Origin of the sequence: Methylobacterium sp. NFXW15 (genome assembly GCF_049887755.1) — a bacterium.
Lineage (GTDB): Bacteria > Pseudomonadota > Alphaproteobacteria > Rhizobiales > Beijerinckiaceae > Methylobacterium.
Map to the genome: position 1 here is coordinate 70,606 of NZ_JAGEKG010000006.1, position 18,485 is coordinate 89,090.

General features: G+C 66.8%; 13 protein-coding genes and 1 pseudogene. 10 read left to right on the forward strand and 4 right to left on the reverse strand.

Annotation, left to right across the window (positions count from 1 at the left end):
- On the reverse strand, positions 1-1,251 hold the full coding sequence (locus tag J4O73_RS14775) for a Druantia anti-phage system protein DruA (RefSeq protein WP_426218484.1): 1,251 nt from the start codon (positions 1,249-1,251) through the stop codon (positions 1-3).
- 555 nt (positions 1,252-1,806) lie between these two features.
- On the opposite strand from J4O73_RS14775, the gene J4O73_RS14780 reads away from it, so the two are divergent.
- From J4O73_RS14780 to J4O73_RS14795, 4 genes are all read left to right on the forward strand, one after another.
- Positions 1,807-2,139, forward strand: coding sequence for a hypothetical protein (locus J4O73_RS14780; protein ID WP_426218485.1), 333 nt, complete (start codon positions 1,807-1,809; stop codon positions 2,137-2,139).
- A gap of 181 nt (positions 2,140-2,320) precedes the next feature.
- A complete protein-coding gene (locus J4O73_RS14785; RefSeq protein WP_426218487.1) occupies positions 2,321-4,435 on the forward strand; it encodes an AAA family ATPase in 2,115 nt (704 codons plus the stop codon).
- Positions 4,428-4,658 carry a hypothetical protein gene (locus J4O73_RS14790; RefSeq protein WP_426218489.1) on the forward strand — a complete coding sequence of 77 codons (231 nt, stop codon included), beginning with the start codon at positions 4,428-4,430 and terminating at the stop codon, positions 4,656-4,658. The genes J4O73_RS14785 and J4O73_RS14790 overlap by 8 nt, the downstream gene beginning before the upstream one ends.
- 827 nt (positions 4,659-5,485) lie before the next feature.
- Positions 5,486-7,495 carry a hypothetical protein gene (locus tag J4O73_RS14795; protein ID WP_426218490.1) on the forward strand — a complete coding sequence of 670 codons (2,010 nt, stop codon included), beginning with the start codon at positions 5,486-5,488 and terminating at the stop codon, positions 7,493-7,495.
- Between the two features lie 117 nt (positions 7,496-7,612).
- On the opposite strand, the pseudogene J4O73_RS14800 reads toward J4O73_RS14795, so the two are convergent.
- Positions 7,613-8,476, reverse strand: a pseudogene (locus J4O73_RS14800) (ComEC/Rec2 family competence protein); the annotation flags it as partial.
- Positions 8,477-8,744: 268 nt separating this feature from the next.
- Between J4O73_RS14800 and gltX the strand changes: the two are divergent.
- The 4 genes from gltX to J4O73_RS14820 all read left to right on the forward strand — a co-directional run bounded on the left by gltX (position 8,745) and on the right by J4O73_RS14820 (position 13,713).
- On the forward strand, positions 8,745-10,166 hold the full coding sequence (gltX, locus tag J4O73_RS14805; RefSeq protein ID WP_426218491.1) for a glutamate--tRNA ligase: 1,422 nt from the start codon (positions 8,745-8,747) through the stop codon (positions 10,164-10,166).
- 258 nt (positions 10,167-10,424) lie between these two features.
- Complete coding sequence (gene gltA / locus J4O73_RS14810; RefSeq protein ID WP_378971876.1) at positions 10,425-11,714, forward strand: citrate synthase; 1,290 nt, start codon at positions 10,425-10,427, stop codon at positions 11,712-11,714.
- Positions 11,715-11,982: 268 nt separating this feature from the next.
- Positions 11,983-13,272, forward strand: a complete 1,290-nt coding sequence (ccrA, locus tag J4O73_RS14815) for a crotonyl-CoA carboxylase/reductase (protein ID WP_426218493.1) — start codon at positions 11,983-11,985, stop codon at positions 13,270-13,272.
- Between the two features lie 141 nt (positions 13,273-13,413).
- On the forward strand, positions 13,414-13,713 hold the full coding sequence (locus J4O73_RS14820; protein ID WP_426218495.1) for an alkylphosphonate utilization protein: 300 nt from the start codon (positions 13,414-13,416) through the stop codon (positions 13,711-13,713).
- A gap of 182 nt (positions 13,714-13,895) precedes the next feature.
- On the opposite strand, the gene J4O73_RS14825 is transcribed toward J4O73_RS14820, so the two are convergent.
- Entirely contained in the window at positions 13,896-14,456 is a 561-nt protein-coding gene (locus J4O73_RS14825; protein WP_426218496.1) for a cupin domain-containing protein, read from the reverse strand.
- Positions 14,457-14,602: 146 nt separating this feature from the next.
- Here J4O73_RS14825 and J4O73_RS14830 point away from each other — a divergent pair, with 146 nt between their 5' ends.
- Both J4O73_RS14830 and J4O73_RS14835 read left to right on the forward strand, forming a co-directional pair.
- The gene (locus J4O73_RS14830; protein WP_426218498.1) at positions 14,603-15,925 is read left to right on the forward strand and encodes an aspartate aminotransferase family protein; all 1,323 of its coding nucleotides are present in this window, start codon (positions 14,603-14,605) and stop codon (positions 15,923-15,925) included.
- A 73-nt stretch (positions 15,926-15,998) separates the two neighbouring features.
- Positions 15,999-17,060, forward strand: a complete 1,062-nt coding sequence (locus J4O73_RS14835; protein WP_426218500.1) for an SDR family oxidoreductase — start codon at positions 15,999-16,001, stop codon at positions 17,058-17,060.
- On the opposite strand, the gene J4O73_RS14840 is transcribed toward J4O73_RS14835, so the two are convergent.
- Positions 17,050-18,348, reverse strand: coding sequence for an ArgE/DapE family deacylase (locus tag J4O73_RS14840; RefSeq protein WP_426218502.1), 1,299 nt, complete (start codon positions 18,346-18,348; stop codon positions 17,050-17,052). The two genes, J4O73_RS14835 and J4O73_RS14840, sit on opposite strands and share 11 nt — an antisense overlap.
- Between the last annotated feature and the right edge of the window lie 137 nt (positions 18,349-18,485).

Consider the following 18,485-nt stretch of genomic DNA (forward strand, 5'->3'; position numbering starts at 1 on the left):
TCACCCCGCCGCCGCGATGCCGGTCACGTCGGATGCGGCGACACGGCCCGACCCGTGGACGAGGTCAAGGATGCCCTGCCGCTCCCACGCGCGGAACTCGTCCCGCCTTCCCGCCCTCGGCACCATCCAGCGCTCGCGGGCGAGATCGCCGATCTGCGCCACCGTCAGCAGGTTCGAGGTGTCGAGAGTGCCCTGTCCGGTCCGCATGATCTCGGCAGCATTCGCGCCGAAAGGGGCGTAAAAGACTTCCCGCCGGATGCCGTGTTTCAACACGGCTTCGTTCAATCCCAATTCGCCGATGGCCGCCCTGATGGTGCGGAGCCGCCAGTTGGGGCCTTGCCCGAAGCTGTGCTCATCGGCGTATCGATGCCCGCGAAGCCGCAGGAACTTGCGCATCTCCGTGAACAGGTGGTCATTGATGTGGAAGTGGCCCCAGCCCGTCGTGTAGCCGATGCTCCTGAAATACGCATCATCGCCGAGCTTGAGGCGGTTGTAGATCGATGATCGACCCATCGAAGAGCTGGTCGTCACCGCCAGCAGCTTGGCGATCTTAGACTTGCCGGAAATGATCCCGGTGCTGCCGCCGTAGGTCTTCGCGAAATCCTCGAATACGTCCGTCGACCGGATGGCACAGGCGACGGCCTTGCCGCCCAGCAGCATGTTGTAGGGTGGGACGGCACCGAGGACGTATGCGTCGAGGATGCTGACGAGCCGATCCTTCCTGTCGGTTGCCGACCATCCGATGAGCTTGTCGCGTACGCTTAGGTTGAAGACCGGGTCACCGAGCGCGAAGATCCCAACCAGCTTGTCGTGGTGGTCGTCCCAGACGAGGTACCTCATCCTCCGACCGAACCCGAGTGAAACCGGCACGGACCAAGTCAGGGAGGCCAGGCGAAAAATCTCGGCATGAACGCCGCGCTGCGGCACCCGTATGAGCCGAAGCTTGATCTTCGACGGATCTATTTTTCGACCGTCCGCAAAATGCGGAAGCAGTTTCTCGCCCCGCTCCGTGATGAAGCGGAGGTTGCCGGAGACACGGTCGTTCCTTTGCGCCGCGTGAAGCCGACGCACATGTTCCTTTTCGCTGCCCGGAAGAACGAGCGAGCCATCTTCAGCTTTCGAAAATCCGAGATCCCGGAAGTGCTGCCGCAACTTGCGCTTCAAATGATCTTCTACGGGGTCGACGTGTATTACCGAATTCGACTGCATCTGACGAATCGCCCGACCACCCGCCTGCGCCAATGATCGCATGCAGCGTGGAAAGCGTCAGCTGGCGAAAACGTGGCCAACCCATCGCTCCCACAAGCGATTCATCCTTGGTTCGCTTTATGGTTGCATACGGAATTCATACGGCCAAGCTCTTTCGATGAGGTTGCCACATGACAGGTAAACACTCATCCGGATTTGAAACGCGACCGGGTCGACCCGAAGCCAGTGCGGCAAGGGGGCCGTCCTCAGCGTTAACCTTGTCGGATAATGCTTGTGCAGGCTATTGGCTGCTTACTTGCCATGCCAACTGTTTACCTTTTATTCGTACATGATGTTCGCGCAGACCAAATGCATGGCGCTCCGGGCGGGGATCCCCGCACCGGCCCACGCCGATTCCTCCCGAGGATAGCCACGCGCGCCCGGGAAGCCCTTTGAAGGTTCGCTCCCGATGACGACCACTCTCCGGAAAACCGCTGTCTCGTAGGCCAGCCCTCCCTGGCCGCCCCCGTCCGGGCGCTTTCGCGCCTGCCCGACATCCTCCTGGGCTGACCCGCCGCCATCGATTGCGGCCGGCTGCCCCGTGCGGAGGCAGCCTTCATGAACGATGCCCTGAAGCCACCCGGCAGGCTGTGTGACGCCTGTGCGGGCTCCGCCCTGACCGGGCCACCTCCGGACACGGAAGATTGCGCCCGGCACGTCGGCGAGATCTTCCGCCGGCTGATGCTCGCCAGCGAGACATACCCGGGCGAGGCTTTCACCCGCATCGTCAGAGCGATGCTCGTCGCCATGGGTCGTGCCTGCCTGATGGAGGCCGAGGCGCAAGCCCTTTGTCTCCGAGAACGCGCCGAGCCAAGCCGGCCGGGGATCAGGGTCAGCGCGACCGCCCGCCGTGTCGACTTCGACGCCTGGGACCCCGGCCCTCCAGAGTAGCCCGTCATCCTGAAGGATCAGCCCGATGTCCTGCCGCTTCCGCCTCAAACCGAAACCGCGCGCCGAACGGCGCCGGTGCCGCCTGACCGCGGCCGACACCCTTTCGATCAGATCCGAGACACCCCCCGGGGCCTGACCGGCGCGCATGGACGCGTGCGGCGGCCTTGCGATGGAGGCCGCCATGAGCAAGAAGACCCCGACACCGAAGCCCCCGGGCCGGATCCAGAACCTACGGAAGACTAGGAGCGCCGCGGAGGAACTCGACGAAGCGTTTGAGGCAGTCAATGCAAGCCGAGGCAAGCACCGGCTCCCTCTGACCGACGTGGCGGCAGACCTCCCCGTCTCGACGGTGCTCGCGGCGGCGATGCTGCACGAAGCCATGACACCCCGCGACCGCCGCCGGCTCTCCATGGGCCGGGGGCTCGCGATGACCGTCGCGGTTTCGACCGTGGACTGGGTCGAGCCCGTCGCGGACGCTCTCTACCGGGCGCACGAATGGAAGGACATCATCAAGCGCCACGGCGGCAGTCGGACGGTTGACCGTCCGGAGGTCGGCAACGAGTCCTGCGCCAACGCCCTGGGCGGTGGGCGCAGCATCGTCGGCGTATCGACCGCTCCCGAGCGCTACCTGCCCTCAGCCCTGATGGCGGCCGCCGACCTTCGGGTGACGCTCGGTAATCCATCTACGCAGGCGATCCGTAGGACGATCCAGATCATCACTGGACGCGTTCCCAGGCCTCTCGCGGATGGCTTGGCGCAGGGTCTCGCCCCGACAGAGATCGTCGCCTGCATCCGTAGAGGCAGTACCCCTTCAGCCTGCGTCCGACGTCTCCGGGCCGCCTCGGCCTCGAAGCGCACCGATGTGGAGGTCGGGCTCGAAGCCGTGCCGGCGCTCGCCGATTGCCTCGGCTATGGCGAGGCCCAGGAATGGGGGCTGCGGCTGGTCTCCGCAATTGAAGAGTATCGTCGTCATACACGTAGCTGGTCGTCCATAGAGGACCGCAACATCGTCCTGGCAGGAGATGCAGGAGTAGGAAAGACTTCCTTCGCCCGAAGCCTTGCCAAGTCAGCGGGCGTCCCCCTGATCGCGACGAGCGTCTCGACGTGGTTCGCGAGCACGGGCGGGTATCTCAATGATATCGTGAAGGCGGTCGATAGCCTGTTTGCCCGAGCCGCATCTATTGGCGGTCCTGTGGTAATACTACTCGACGAGTGCGATAGTATTCCTAATAGAGCTACCGTAGATAGTCGCCACAGAGACTATTGGGTGCCCATCATTTCCCATATTTTGTTGGCGTTGGACTCTGCGGTCTCTGGGGCAAACTCGCGTCTCATCGTGATTGGTGCGACGAACTTCCCCGAGCGCCTGGACGAGGCACTGGTGCGGCCAGGCAGGCTCAACCGCATCGTCCACATCCCGCGGCCGGACATCCCCGCCGTCGCCGGCATCCTCCGGCAGCACCTCGGCGACGCGCTGCCCGGCATCGACCTGATGCCGCTCGCCAACATCGGCGCGGGGGCCACTGGCGCCGAGATCGCTGGGTGGGCCAAGGGCGCCCGGATGGCGGCGAGGCAGGACGGTCGTGAGATGGTCCTCGGCGACCTGATCGATCAGATCGCCCCGCCGGAGACCCGTTCGCCGGACCTGCTCCGGGCTATCTCAAGGCACGAGGCATCGCACGCTTCGGCAACGATCCTGCTCGGGCTCGGAACGATCACGAACGTGTCCCTGGTCGCGCGGGGCGGGTACGCTGGTCGCACCTCGGCGCGTCTGCGTGATACCGACATGATGTCAGCCGCCGACCTCGACGCCCTGGTGGTGTCGATCCTCGCCGGCAGGGCCGCGGATGAGCACTGGGGCGGGATCACCTCTGGTGCCGGCGGTAGCCGCCAGTCCGACCTCGCGCACGCCACTGCGCTGGTTGCCGGCAAGCACGGCGCCTGGGGCCTCGGCGGATCGCTCCTCTACCGGGGGGACCAGGCGGAGGTCGTGTCGCTCACCCGGACAAATCCTGCTTTCGCGCAGGTGGTTGAGGCCGACCTCCAGGATCTCTTCGAAAGGGCGAGAAGGTTCGTACGAGCGAATGCTCGCACCATCGACCGGCTAGCTCGGCGCCTAATGGAGCGCCGCGTCCTTGGCGGCGACGAGGTTCACGACATCGTCGGCGTGCCGCCCCCGGAAGACGTCACTGACGCCCCAGTCACAACGCTCGAAGGTTTCAAGGTCGATCCCGCCCTCCCCTCAGCCCAAGGCGGTGGCGAAACGGCGGTTCAGGGAGGACAGCGTCATGGATGAGCGCATCCTCGCATTGCTCGGGACCCTGGCCGAGATCGAGAGGGAGCTTGGGGCGACCGTCTACGACGCGGCCGTCGAGCGAGCCCGGCTGGCCATCGCAGCGGAAGTCATGGTCGAGGCGGAGCGCCGAGCCCTGCGCTCGCGCCATCGGCATGGGGGCGACAACGTCGTCTACCTGCGCGTCGTGGACTCGGTCGGGGGAGGCTCCGATGCATGTCAATAGCCCTCGCGAACCGAGTCCAGGAACAATCCCCAGGCGATCTGGGCCCTGCGATGGTACGTCGCAGCCGCCTCGTTTTGGCGGTTCTAAGCGGACTTCGGCACTGGCTCGAACACCCGTCTTTTGGGTGTTTCGGCCGGGGTCCCGGGGGCCCGTTTTCGGCACCCCGTCATCCCGAAACAACCGTCGATTTGCTGGGTCCGGAGCCCGCGCGACGTGGTTGCCCCGGGCTGCTCGAAATCAAGAATCTGTGCACGAGTCCTGTAAGGACATAAGTCCTGATCCTTGCTTTGTCGGGGCTCACACGCCGTCCGACCCAAGGATCGTATATTCAATCCTAAGCGCCTCAGGAGGCCATCGGGGCGCCCCGTCAGGCCGCTCGGACTGGCTCTCGCGGATGCCCGGTGAGCCCGAAACCACCCGCTTGGAAGGCTCTCCGATCAGGACGGTTAATCAGCCTCGGACGGCGCGGAGAAGCTGGTCGTCGATAACCTCTCGGCGAGCCTACGACGCCGATTTGCGCCCTGGTCGCCGAGGGATAGACCTTGCGCTCGATCCCGAACCGAGCTGGGATGGGGGCACCCGATGAGCGGGCCAGGACCGGATGACGGTCAGGCCACGGTCACTGCGGTTCCCATCTCGATGGGCGACTTGATCACCGAGACGGAGGCCTACGAGGTCTACGGCGACGTGCTTGAGGACAAGCAGTTGCGGCGTGCCAGGCAGGAGCGCCGCATCGGGTACCTACGCAGAAAGCGTAGGATTTTATACCGAAGAGACGAACTCGAACAGTTCGTTCGGGACCTACTTACGGAAGGGTACGTGGAACCATGGAAGCCAGTGTCAGCAAGGCCGCCATCGTTGCGGCCGAGAACGCCCTCGTCGATCCCGGAGCGCCCCGTGTCGGCCGCTCGACCCGCCGCCACAGGCACTCTGTCCGAAGCGTCGCTTCGGCGCGCGGCCGCGCGGCTGGGCCGCCTTCCATCCGTAACGCGCTGAGGTGCCAGCGGAAGAATGCGGTCCGCCCGCCGAAGCTCGCCATCGTCCGCGCCCTCATCGCGATGGGCGAGGCCGAGCAGAAGGCGACCGGCAAGCACTTCGTGATCGATGGGCTCAAGCTGAAGCGTTTCGGCGTGTCCCCCAAGTGGTACGTCGCCAAGTACGATCCGTCGAAGGGCTACGACGACAAGGTCAGCCTCGATACGGAGGACGAGCAGGAGGCGAAGACCATGGTCGCCCTCCTCGCCGCCGACGATACGGGCGAGGCCTTCAGGGACAAGCCCGACCTTGAGCTCGACGTCGTGGTCGAACTCTATCTCCTCCGCCCGGGGAAGGGTGACAGCTGGAGCTCTCACTCCGGTTCGGTGCTCCGCGGGATCGAGGCGGCGCTCCCCGGTATCAAGGTGGGCGCCTTCACCCTGGGCGCGCAGAAGACGCTCATCAAGGCGCTGGCGGCCGGCGCTGCCGGGCGGCGCATGGGCCCGGGCACGGTCTCGAACTGCATGATCCTCATCAAGTCGGCGATCAACTGGGCACGCCGCCCTGATGACGACGACAGGATCCTCTGTGAGGTGCCGGAGAGGTTCATCCTGAACACCAAGAAGGACGTGGCCGGCGTCATGCGCGTCGACGCCCCTGGCGACCGAAACGATCACGCGACGCTCGAAGAGACGGCGGCCTTCCTCAAGCTCATCCAAAACCACGAGGCCCAGCGGAGGTGGATGCTGCTCGTCCTTGGTTTCGTGTGCCGGGCAGATGCGGCCGCGTCGGCCACCGCCGAGCAGATCGACCTGCGCAAGGGCGTCTACCACCTCAATCCCAAGGGCAGGCCCCAGAACTACAACAAGTACCGGCCGAGCCTGCCGATCCCGCCCTCCCTCCTCGCCGAGATCTCCTGCTGGGGAGACGGCCCCTGGATCGACGAAAGTGCCGACGATCTTCGGAAGCCTTTCAAGGCCGCCGGAGCGATCCTCGGGCTGGGTCCGGACTTCATCCCGTCGAGCGTGAGGGATTTCGGCGCCACGATGCTGCGGGAGGCCTATGTCCGTTACGGCGTCCCGTTCGTCCCGGACGAGCAGGTCAAGATGTGGATGGGGCACCGCGAGAGGAGCATCAACCACGGGTATGGCAAGTTCGGACCCAGCTACCTGCTGCTGGCTCGGAACGCCATCGAGTGCGTCCTGCATGAGCTCGATGAGCTCAGCGGCGGCGTCCTCTTCCGGAACGCCCGCGCTGCCGGCACGCTTCCGGCCGGCCCCGTCGTGATCGATCCGGCGGAGTTGCGCGGGAGCGGGATGCGCAAGCGTTCTGGCAATTCTGGCAACTCGCAGGCCCCTGCCGAAGGAGAGGAGGGGGACAAAATTACTGTGGGAGCCATTCCGACCCAGCGTCATGAGAGCGTGCGCCCCTGGGGCCGGGCGGTCATGATCGGTTCCAGCCGGGCGAAAACGGGGGGAATCGGGTCGCTTCAGGGCAATTTCTGGCAAGTCCAGGAAAGCCCGGCGTGGGCCAAGGAGGCCCCTGACAGCATCACTGCTCGCCTCATCGAGCAGGGCTTCCGGATCGTCGAGTTCCGCCCGGACGGCGACGAAAGCGGGCAGACGCAGCTGTTTGTCATCGGGAAGGCAGCGAAGCTGATGTCCGACGGGGATACTCAGCGCGTCTGCAACTCAGCCTGGGTCCGGTGGACCAAGGGGCGGCGAGCGAACGAGGCTGGCGCCCAGTCTCCGATGGGCATGATGATCGATGGCGAGTGCACTGAGGTCGCTCCGCTGGTCGAGATCACCCGTGTCCCGGCGCTCCCGCCGGCGCGTCGCAAGCCCGCCTCCAAGCGCCCCTAACCCCACCCCCTGCCGCGCGGGGTCTATCAACGCGGTTCACTACGCTCAAGAAGCAATCGACTTACAATCACTAAGAACGACCCCAACATCCAATTTTTGCCGGCCAACCCGCAAGCACGTCACGACGTGGTAGATGCCGGCTGCGCGGAGGGCGTCGTTGGCGGCCGGGCCGATGAGGCCGCGCTTGCCGGTGACGAGGGCTGCGGCGATGGCGCCGGGCTGGCCGCCATATCCCTCCGCGATCCGCCGGGTCAGGACATTGCGGGCATCGTCCAGGGCTGCGGCGAAGCGCAAGGCCAGGGGCAGGTCCTGCGTCGGCCGCACGGTGATCGGTCCCACCAGGGATCCTACCGCGCCGATCCCCTGGAAGTAGGCATCCCGCGCGAAGTCGTAGCCCCCCGGCCGGGCCGCCTCCGGTGGCGGCATCAGCCGGGCGGTCGCGCTCAAGGCGAGGCCGGGCTTGAGCGGCGGCGCCTTGCGGAACGAGACCCGAACGCGGCGGGGCATCGCCTCGGATGGCAGCGCGCCGAAACGCTCGACGCGCAGGATCAGGCGCGCGCCCTCCTCACGCTCGTCGAGGGCTTCGATGATCCCGGTGAGCGGTGCGACCATGGTCCGCGCGAGGATGGGGGCCGCCACGCTATGCACCCGCCACGCGGCGGCGGCGAAGCCGAGGCTGGCGAATCCAAGCCCGAGTGCCAGGGCCATGAGGGCCGGTCGGCCGCCGAGGCGGGTCGCGAGACCGAGACAGAGCGTGGCGCCGATGAGCGGTGCGGGGAGCCAGGGGGCCCCATCCGCTGCGGCGAAGAAGATGAGGATACCCACCCCGAAGGCGACGGCGAGCCACGGAAACAGTCGCCTCTGCCCGGCCTCGATCGCCAGGGCATCGCGGACGTGTCCGCTCAGGTCAGGCAGCGCCCGGCCGGGGACGCGGAGGCGGGCCACCGCGCCCTCCGCCGTCCCTGCGCCGAGTCCCCGCATCTCACGCCGTCCGCGATCCTGGCCCACGATGCCGCAGGCCCCCTCCGATCCTTAGCGCGCGGACGCGACGGGGCGACAGTCCGGGGCGCGGTATGAGACTTACTCGCCCCCAGGCACTTGACCCGGGGGGCCGAGCAATGCCCTGTCGCCGATAGCGAACCGCGCCGGAGCGACGACGCGCGGGATCGATCTCGTGCCGCCGCGCTTTCCACCGCAATCCGGGTCCCGGCCTCAGTCGGCCCTTCCTCCGCCAGTCCGAAATCAAGAGATGTCGTCAGCCGTCGTCACGCGCTTTGCCCCCTCGCCCACCGGCTTCCTGCATATCGGCGGGGCGCGCACCGCCTTGTTCAATTGGCTCTACGCGCGCCACCATGGCGGGCGGATGCTGCTGCGCATCGAGGATACCGACCGGGAGCGGTCGACCAAGGCCGCCATCGACGCGATCCTCGAAGGCCTGACCTGGCTCGGCCTCGATTGGGACGGCGACGTGGTGTTCCAGTTCGCCCGCGCCGAGCGCCACCGCCAGGTGGTTGAGGAGTTGCTGGCGGCGGGCCGCGCCTATCGCTGCTACGCCAGCCAGGACGAGCTGACGCAGATGCGCGAGCTGGCCCGCGCCGAGGGGCGGCCACTGCGCTACGACGGGCGCTGGCGCGACCGCGATCCGTCCGAGGCCCCGGCGGGCGTGAAGCCGGTGATCCGCCTGCGGGCGCCGACCGAGGGCGAGACGGTCGTGGACGACGCGGTGCAAGGCCGCGTCACCTGGGCGAATCGCGATCTCGACGATCTCGTCCTGCTTCGCTCAGACGGGACGCCGACCTACATGCTCGCGGTGGTGGTGGACGACCACGACATGGGCGTCACACAGATCATCCGCGGCGACGACCACCTCACCAACGCCGCCCGCCAGAGCCAGATCTTCTCGGCGCTGGGCTGGGAGGTGCCGAAGATGGCGCATATCCCGCTCATCCATGGCGCGGACGGGGCCAAGCTTTCGAAGCGCCACGGGGCGCTCGGCGTCGAGGCTTATCGCGACCTCGGCTACCTGCCGTCGGCGTTGCGCAACTACCTCGTGCGGCTCGGCTGGAGCCACGGCGACCAAGAAGTCTTCTCGACGCAGGAGATGATCGACGCATTCGACCTCGGCTCAGTCGGGCGCTCGGCCGCGCGGTTCGACTTCGTGAAGCTCGCCAACCTCAACGGCCTCTACATCCGCAACAGCGGCGATGCCGAACTGGTGGCCGACATCGAGGCGATTCTCCCCCAGGTCGGCCCCGAGCGCGGCATCCCCGTGCCGCTCCCCGACGATTTGCGGGACAAGCTGACTCTCGCCATGCCCGGCCTGAAGGAGCGGGCCAAGACGCTGATCGAACTGCTCGACAGCGCCTATTATCTCTACGCCGCCCGGCCGCTTGCCCCCGATGACAAGGCTCGCGCCCTGCTCTCCGACGAGGGCCGTGCGCGAATCGCGGCGGTGCTGCCGGCTCTGGAGGCGCTTCCCGATTGGAGCGCGGCGGCGACGGAAGGCGCGGTGCGCCAGCACGCCGAGAGCGCCGGGTGCAAGCTCGGACAGGTGGCGCAACCGCTACGTGCGGCGCTGACCGGCCGTACCACCTCCCCGCCTCTGTTCGACGTGATGGCCGTACTGGGCCGGACCGAGTGCCTCGCGCGACTCGGCGATCAGCTGTCGTAGGAGGTTTCGCGCGAACCGGCTCCGTCCCGTCGCGTTCCCGATGAGGGGGGGCGGGAGCGCATTCACCCGTCACCGGCCCGTTTTTCGCATTGCGGCTGACGGGCTTTGTCACCCGCCCCGTTGCCGCTGCACTGCCGTTCGGCTAACCGGAGGTTCTGTGAGCAACCGCAAAAATTTTGCGGTGCGCTCGCGAGACCGGGGTTGCCTCCGGGGAGCAGGTCCGGCCTCGTCACGTCCCATCAGAAGGGTCCACGTCCCATGAGCGGCACCAGCACCATCACCGTGGACGGGAAGCAGATCGACTTGCCGGTCAAATCCGGCACGATCGGCCCGGACGTCGTCGATATCGGCAAGCTTTACGCGCAGACCGGTGCGTTCACCTTCGATCCAGGCTTCACCTCGACCGCATCCTGCGAGTCGAAGATCACCTATATCGACGGTGACGAGGGCGTGCTGCTCTATCGCGGCTACCCGATCGAGCAGCTCGCCGAGCAGGGCGACTTCCTCGAAACCTGCTACCTGATGCTGTTCGGCACCCTGCCGACCGAGGCCCAGAAGGCCGATTTCGATTACCGCGTCACGCGCCACACGATGGTGCATGATCAGATGAACCGGTTCTTCACCGGCTTCCGCCGCGATGCGCACCCGATGGCGGTGATGGTCGCGTCGGTGGGCGCCCTCTCGGCCTTCTACCACGACTCGACCGACATCACCGACGAGAACCAGCGGCTGATCGCGTCGATCCGCATGATCGCCAAGATGCCGACGCTGGCGGCGATGGCCTACAAGTACTCGATCGGTCAGCCCTTCGTCTATCCGAAGAACGACCTCGATTACACGTCGAACTTCCTGCGGATGTGCTACGCGGTTCCGTGCGAGGAGTACGAGGTCAACCCGATCTTCGCCAAGGCGCTGGACAAGATCTTCATCCTCCACGCCGATCACGAGCAGAACGCCTCGACGTCGACGGTGCGTCTGGCCGGCTCCTCGGGGGCCAACCCGTTCGCCTGCATCGCGGCCGGCATCGCCTGCCTGTGGGGGCCTGCCCATGGCGGCGCCAACGAGGCGGCGCTGAAGATGCTGATGGAGATCGGCAAGCCCGAGAACGTCGGAAAGTACGTCGCGAAGGCCAAGGACAAGAACGATCCGTTCCGCCTGATGGGCTTTGGCCACCGCGTCTACAAGAACTACGACCCGCGCGCCCGCCTGATGCAGAAGGTGACGCATGAGGTGCTGAAGGAACTCGGCCATCAGGACGATCCGCTGCTCGAAGTCGCCGTGCAGCTGGAGCAGATCGCCCTGAAGGACGAGTACTTCATCGAGAAGAAGCTCTACCCGAACATCGATTTCTACTCGGGCATCACCCTGAAGGCGATGGGCTTCCCGACCGACATGTTCACGGTGCTCTTCGCCGTGGCCCGCACCGTCGGCTGGATCGCCCAGTGGGCCGAGATGATCGAGGACCCGATGCAGAAGATCGGGCGTCCGCGTCAGCTCTACGTGGGCCCGGCCCAGCGCGACTACGTGCCGATCAACTCCCGCGGCTGAGCGGGACGAAGGCGAGACGATCGAGAGGGCGGCCTTCGGGCCGCCCTTTTCTCGTTCTGACGCAGGAATCTGTCCGAATAATCTTTCCGGTCTTCCCAAGCGGATTTTGAAATGGGCCCGCTTCCCTTCGGAGACGCTCAAATTTCGTGGGAAGCACCTGCTTTCTCAGACTTTCGGCCCACTTGGAGGCTCTTCGCAACGCAGCTATAGCCAGAGCCATCAGAACCGCGGCAGTTCATAAGACCGCGAGTCAGTGAGGAGATGGGACATGGCGGCGAGCGCTGCGCTCCAATCGGCCGGGACCGAGGTCAAGGACCTCTACGAGATGGGTGAAATCCCCCCGCTCGGTCATGTGCCGGCCAAGATGTATGCCTGGGCAATCCGGCGTGAGCGCCACGGTCCGCCGGAACAGTCTCACCAGCTCGAAGTGCTGCCGGTCTGGGAGATCGGCGACGACGAAGTGCTGGTCTACGTCATGGCAGCCGGCGTCAACTACAACGGCGTCTGGGCTGGCCTCGGTGAGCCGATCTCGCCCTTCGACGTGCACAAGGGCGAGTACCATATCGCCGGCTCCGACGCGTCCGGCATCGTCTGGAAGGTCGGCCCCAAGGTGAAGCGCTGGAAGGTCGGTGACGAGGTCATCGTCCACTGCAACCGCGACGACGGCGACGACGAGGAGTGCAACGGCGGCGACCCGATGTTCTCGCCCTCGCAGCGGATCTGGGGTTACGAGACCGGCGACGGCTCCTTCGCGCAGTTCTGCCGGGTTCAGTCGCGTCAGCTGATGAAGCGTCCGCAGCACCTCACCTGGGAAGAGGCCGCCTGCTACACGCTGACCTTAGCCACCGCCTACCGGATGTTGTTCGGCCACGCCCCGCACACGGTGAAGCCCGGCCAGAACGTGCTGATCTGGGGCGCCTCCGGCGGCCTCGGCGTGTTCGGCGTGCAGCTGTGCGCGGCCTCCGGCGCCAACGCGATCGCCGTGATCTCGGACGAGTCGAAGCGCGACTACGTGATGAGCCTCGGCGCCAAGGGCGTCATCAACCGCAAGGACTTCGATTGCTGGGGTCAGCTGCCGAAGGTGAACTCCCCTGAATTCCATGCCTGGACCAAGGAAGCCCGCAAGTTCGGCAAGGCAATCTGGGACATCACCGGTAAGGGCAACGACGTCGACATCGTGTTCGAGCACCCCGGCGAGGCGACCTTCCCGGTCTCGGCGCTGGTGGTGAAGCGCGGCGGCATGGTCGTGTTCTGCGCGGGCACGACCGGCTTCAACATCACCTTCGACGCCCGCTACGTGTGGATGCGCCAGAAGCGCATCCAGGGCTCGCATTTCGCCCATCTCAAGCAGGCCTCCGCTGCGAACCAGTTCGTGCTGGACCGCCGGATCGACCCGTGCATGAGCGAGGTCTTCCCCTGGGACAAGATCCCCCAGGCGCACACCAAGATGTGGAAGAACCAGCACCCGCCGGGCAACATGGCCTGCCTCGTGAACTCGCCCCGTGCCGGTCTGCGGACCGTCGAGGACGTGATCGAGGCCGGTCCGCTCAAGCGGTAAGCCGCTCGTGGGGCAGCACCGCCGGAAGCGGTGCTGCCCTGCGTACTCCGCTCTTGCCCACGCCTGGGCGGGGCGCGACAACGGCGACGCTTGACAGGTGTTCGCCGCTTCCGGGGAACGCTGCGGCGGGAGCCCCGAGACGTGACCGGCGACGACGAATCCTACGTGTACGATGAAGCCACCGGCGAGTGGCTTCCGCCCGGCGCGGCCTCCTCGGCCCCCGCAGCGATCGTGGTCCGCGACGCGGCGGGCAACGCCCTGGCGGACGGCGATTCGGTGACGTTGATCAAGGACCTGAAGGTCAAGGGCACGAGCACGACCCTGAAGCAGGGCACGGTGATCCGCTCGATCCGTCTGACGGACGACCCCGACGAGATCGACTGCCGCCACGATACGATCAAGGGTCTGGTCCTGCGCACGGAATTCGTGCGCAAGCGGTAGGGTTTGACGCCCGGCAACTCTCCCACCCGACTGACCCCACCCACTGCCCTCATCCTGAGGTGCCCGCCTGAGCGGGCCTCGAAGGAGGGCTCCAGAAGTCTCCACGATCCCTTGAGCCCTCCTTCGAGGCGGCTTCGCCGCACCTCAGGATGAGGGCAGTGGGTGGGATGAGTGTGGCTTCCTCAAAAACTCGGTGGCGTGCAGGCGCTCACCACCTCGCAGGGATGCGGGCCGACGCAGCGGAAGCGGTGGGGGCGGCGGCTGTCGAAGCAGTAGGCGTCGCCGGGGCCGAGGATGCGCCGCTCCTCGCCAACCGTGACCTCCAATCGCCCGGTGAGCACGATCCCGCCCTCCTCCCCGTCATGGCTGAGGAGCACCCGGCCGGTATCGGCACCGGGCTCGTAGCGCTCCTTCAACAATTGCAACTTCCGGCCGAACAGGTTGTCGCCGACTTGGCCGTAGGAAATGCCGCCCTTGGCCGAGCGTCGGCCGATCTCGGTCAATTCCTCCGCGGCGAAGAAGACCTTGCGTTCCGGTTCGGGTTCGAGGGCGAAGAACTCGGCCATGCCGATCGGGATGCCGTCGAGGATGCGCTTCAGCGCGCCGACGGAGGGGTTCACCCGGTTGGCCTCTATCAGCGAAATCGCGGAATTGGTGACCCCTGCCCGCTTGGCCAGGGTGCGTTGCGATAAGCCGTGGCGCACCCGCACGAAGCGCAGGCGTTCACCGACATCGACGCTCATGGACGGGCTCCGTTGCGGGTGTTGCGGATGACGCAACATTGGCGCCCGTACCTCAGTCTCGGCAAGGGCTTGGCGTCGGACAGAAAAGGACTTGTTGCACCGCGCGATTGGGTATCCCCTGCGGTCGACGGAGCCGGAGCCCAACCATGACCGACCACCCCTTGCGCAACACGCCTTCGCTCGACGCCTTCTGGATGCCGTTCACCGCAAACCGGCAATTCAAGGCGGCGCCGCGCCTCCTCGTGTCCGCGCAGGGCATGCACTACACGGCCGATGACGGCCGGACGGTCCTGGACGGCACCGCCGGGCTCTGGTGTGTGAATGCCGGTCACGGGCGTCGGAACATTGCGTCAGCGGTGGAGCGCCAGCTTTCCACCCTCGATTTCGCCCCGACCTTCCAGATGGGCCACCCCATCGCCTTCGAATTCGCCGAGCGCCTCGCCGAGGTCGCCCCCGGCGGGCTCGACCGTGTATTCTTCACCAATTCCGGCTCGGAATCGGTCGATACCGCCCTCAAGATCGCGCTGGCCTATCAGCGCGCCATCGGCCAAGGCACCCGCACCCGTCTGATCGGGCGTGAGCGCGGCTATCATGGCGTCGGCTTCGGCGGCATCTCGGTCGGCGGCATCGTCTCGAATCGCCGGGTATTCCCGCAACTCGCGGGTGCCGACCACCTGCGCCACACGCACGATTTGGCGCGCAACGCCTTCGTGAAGGGCCAGCCCGAGCACGGGGCGGACCTTGCCGACGATCTGGAGCGCCTCGTCGCCCTGCATGGGGCCGAGACCATCGCCGCCTGCATCGTGGAGCCGCTCGCTGGCTCGACCGGCGTGCTGGTGCCGCCGAAGGGCTATTTGGAACGCCTGCGCGAGATCTGCACGAAGCACGGCATCCTGCTCATCTTCGACGAGGTCATCACCGGCTTCGGCCGCCTCGGCGCGCCCTTCGCCACCGACTTCTTCGGCGTGACGCCCGACCTCGTGACCGCCGCCAAGGGGCTGACCAACGGCACCGTGCCGATGGGCGTGGTCTTCGCGAGCCGTCAGGTCCACGACGCCCTGATGCAGGGGCCTGATGGGATCGAGCTGTTCCACGGCTACACCTATTCGGGTCACCCCGTGGCCTGCGCCGCCGGTCTCGCGACCCTGGACATCTACCGCGAGGAAGGGCTCCTCACCCGCGCCGCAGACCTGTCGGAGGATTGGGCCTCGGCTCTCCACGATCTGCGTGGGCGCAGGAACGTCATCGACATCCGCTCCCTCGGCCTCGTGGCGGGAATCGAACTCGGAGCGCGTCCCGACGCGCCGGGCAAGCGCGCCTATGATGTGTTCGTCGATTGCTTCCAGCGCGGGTTGCTGATCCGCGTCACCGGCGACATCATCGCCCTGTCGCCGCCGCTCATCGTCGAGCGGGAGCAGATCGGCGAGATGGTCGAGGTGCTCGGCGCGGCGATCGACCGGGCGGCCTGAACCCTCACGGGTCTCGGGGGTTGGGGCGGGGTGGGCGGTCCAGCGCGCCCCGCGTATCACCACAGGGTTCCCGATGACCAACACCGTCCTCATCGTCGGCGCGAGCGGCATCGTCGGCAGCGCGGCGGCGGAGCGCTTTGCCGCCGAGGGCTGGCGCGTCGCCGGCCTCGCCCGGCGGCCGGTGGAGCAGCCGGGCGTCATCCCCGTCGCCGCCGACCTGCAGGATCGCGGCTCGCTGGAAGCCGCACTGAAGGATCTCGCCCCGTCCCATCTGGTTCTAGCGACGTGGCAGCGCCGGGACACGGAAGCGGAGATGATCCGCATCAACGGCGGCATGGTCGAGACCCTGCTGGATGTGTTGCGCCCGCAAGGTAGCCTGCGCCATGCCGCCCTCGTCACCGGGCTGAAGCACTATCTCGGGCCATTCGAGGCTTACGGGAAAGGCACCCTTCCGCAGACCCCGTTCCGCGAGGACCAGGGTCGCCTGCCGGTCGAGAATTTCTACTACGCTCAGGAAGATGCCCTGTTCGGCGCTGCCGAGCGGGACGGCTTCTCGTGGAGCGTCCACCGCCCGCACACCATCATCGGCAAGGCGGTGGGCAATGCCATGAACATGGGCACCACGCTGGCCTGCTACGCGACGCTCTGCCGGGAAAAGGGCGAGCCCTTCGTGTTTCCCGGCTCGGCCATGCAGTGGAACGGTCTCACCGACATGACCGATGCCGCCCTTCTCGCGCGGCAACTGCTCTGGGCCTGCACCGAACAGAGCGCGCAGAACCTCGCATTCAACGTGGTGAACGGCGATGTCTTCCGCTGGAGTTGGATGTGGGGCCGCATCGCGGACTGGTTCGGCGTCGAGGCTGCGCCCTTCGACGGCGCCCATCGCCCCCTCGAACCGCGCATGGCGGGGGACGGCCCCCTCTGGGCCGAGATCGCCGCACGGCATGGGCTCGCAGAGCCGGACCTGAGCAAGCTCGCCTCGCCCTGGCACACGGATGCCGATCTCGGACGGCCCATCGAGGTGGTGACGGATATGAGCCGCAGCCGCCGTCTCGGCTTTACCGCCTACCAGCCCACGGACGACGCGTTCTTCGCCCTGTTCGAGCGCCTCCGCGCCGACAGGCTCATCCCCTGAGCGCGCTTTTCCGCTCGACCCCGCACCACTCGGCCACGAACAGGGCCATCGCGACGGTGCTGCGTTGCACGGAGGCGAGGCTCACTCGCTCATCGAAGCCGTGAATGTTTTCGGCGCGGGGGCCATAGCACAGGGCCGGGATGCCCTCGTAGAGGGCGTGGACGCGGGTATCGAGGTAGCTCGGTGACATGAAGCTCGTGAGCGCCCGCCCGGTCGCCCGCTCGTGGGCGCGACCGAGCACGGCTTCGGCCTCTGAGCCCTCTGCGAGGACATATCCCTCGGCCATGAAGCCATTGAAGGTCACAACGGGCGGGCTCTGCGCCAGGAAGGGATCGCCCGCCGCGAAATCCGCGACCGCGCGCTCGATCTCGGCGGCGGCGTCTGCCGCCCGCGTGCCGGGATAGAGGGCGATGCGGCACTCGACCCGCGCCCAGGCGGGCACGGAGGACGCCCAGTCGCCGCCGCTGATCCGTCCGATATTGAGGTTGATCGGGTGCGCCTCGGTTTCGAAATGGCGGTGGCGGGTGCGCTCGGCGTTCCAGCGCGCCTCGACCTCGCGGAGCGCCCCGACGACACGCCAGATCGCGTCGATGGCGTTTGCTCCCGCCCCCATCTCGCGGACATGAACCGGTTTGCCGCGCACCTCGACGGTGAACCAGACGACGCCGGTATTGGCCCTCACCAGGGCTTCGTCCTCCGGCTCGGGGATCAGCACGGCATCCGCCCGGTAGCCACGCAGATGCGCCGCCATCGCGCCGTTGCCGGTCGATTCCTCCTCGACCACCGATTGGATCGTGACGCTGGAGGCCGGTTGCAGGCCGAGCCGGGACAAGGCGTCGAGGGCGAAGAGGTTGGCCGCATGGCCCGCCTTCATGTCGCCCGCGCCACGTCCGTAGAGCCAGTCCCCCTCGATCACCGGATCGAAGGGCGGGTGGCGCCAGAGATCGAGGGGACCGGTCGGCACCACGTCGACATGGGCTTGTAGGATCAACGAACGCCCCGCCTGACCCGCTGGACGGTGATGTCCGACGACGATCGGTGCCTCGGAATGGCGCTCGTCGATCCGCCCGCTGCCGGGATGGGCGGCGAGCGCCGCCCGGTCCATGGCGAAGCGTTCGGTGGCATAGCCCCGCGCGCGGAACGCTTCGAATACGTAATCCTGGCAGCCGTGCTCGGCGCCCCGGAGCGTTGCGAACCGCACGAGGTTCTGCGTGTGCGCGACCTGATCAGCGAAGCCCTCCGCGACGGCGGATTCGATCTCGGCGGCGAGGGACGGTTCGAGGGGCATGAAGTCTCCGGCAATCGGAGCGATTGGGACGCGCGCCGGGCGCGGCTGTCAACGGGGCAGGCCACCATCCCCGATTGTCGCAGTTCCATCCCCTTGCCGAATCACGCCTTTGCTGCGTTGGCTTCGGGCCTCGCAGG

Bases quoted from the DNA above. Each gene is read 5' to 3' on its own strand.
- J4O73_RS14795 (WP_426218490.1), top strand. From the start codon at position 5,486: ATGGAAGCCAGTGTCAGCAAGGCCGCCATCGTTGCGGCCGAGAACGCC.
- ccrA (WP_426218493.1), top strand. From the start codon at position 11,983: ATGGCGGCGAGCGCTGCGCTCCAATCGGCCGGGACCGAGGTCAAGGAC.
- J4O73_RS14825 (WP_426218496.1), bottom strand. From the start codon at position 14,456: ATGAGCGTCGATGTCGGTGAACGCCTGCGCTTCGTGCGGGTGCGCCAC.
- J4O73_RS14785 (WP_426218487.1), top strand. From the start codon at position 2,321: ATGAGCAAGAAGACCCCGACACCGAAGCCCCCGGGCCGGATCCAGAAC.
- J4O73_RS14840 (WP_426218502.1), bottom strand. From the start codon at position 18,348: ATGCCCCTCGAACCGTCCCTCGCCGCCGAGATCGAATCCGCCGTCGCG.
- gltA (WP_378971876.1), top strand. From the start codon at position 10,425: ATGAGCGGCACCAGCACCATCACCGTGGACGGGAAGCAGATCGACTTG.
- J4O73_RS14830 (WP_426218498.1), top strand. From the start codon at position 14,603: ATGACCGACCACCCCTTGCGCAACACGCCTTCGCTCGACGCCTTCTGG.
- J4O73_RS14780 (WP_426218485.1), top strand. From the start codon at position 1,807: ATGAACGATGCCCTGAAGCCACCCGGCAGGCTGTGTGACGCCTGTGCG.
- J4O73_RS14775 (WP_426218484.1), bottom strand. From the start codon at position 1,251: ATGCGATCATTGGCGCAGGCGGGTGGTCGGGCGATTCGTCAGATGCAG.
- J4O73_RS14790 (WP_426218489.1), top strand. From the start codon at position 4,428: ATGGATGAGCGCATCCTCGCATTGCTCGGGACCCTGGCCGAGATCGAG.
- gltX (WP_426218491.1), top strand. From the start codon at position 8,745: ATGTCGTCAGCCGTCGTCACGCGCTTTGCCCCCTCGCCCACCGGCTTC.
- J4O73_RS14835 (WP_426218500.1), top strand. From the start codon at position 15,999: ATGACCAACACCGTCCTCATCGTCGGCGCGAGCGGCATCGTCGGCAGC.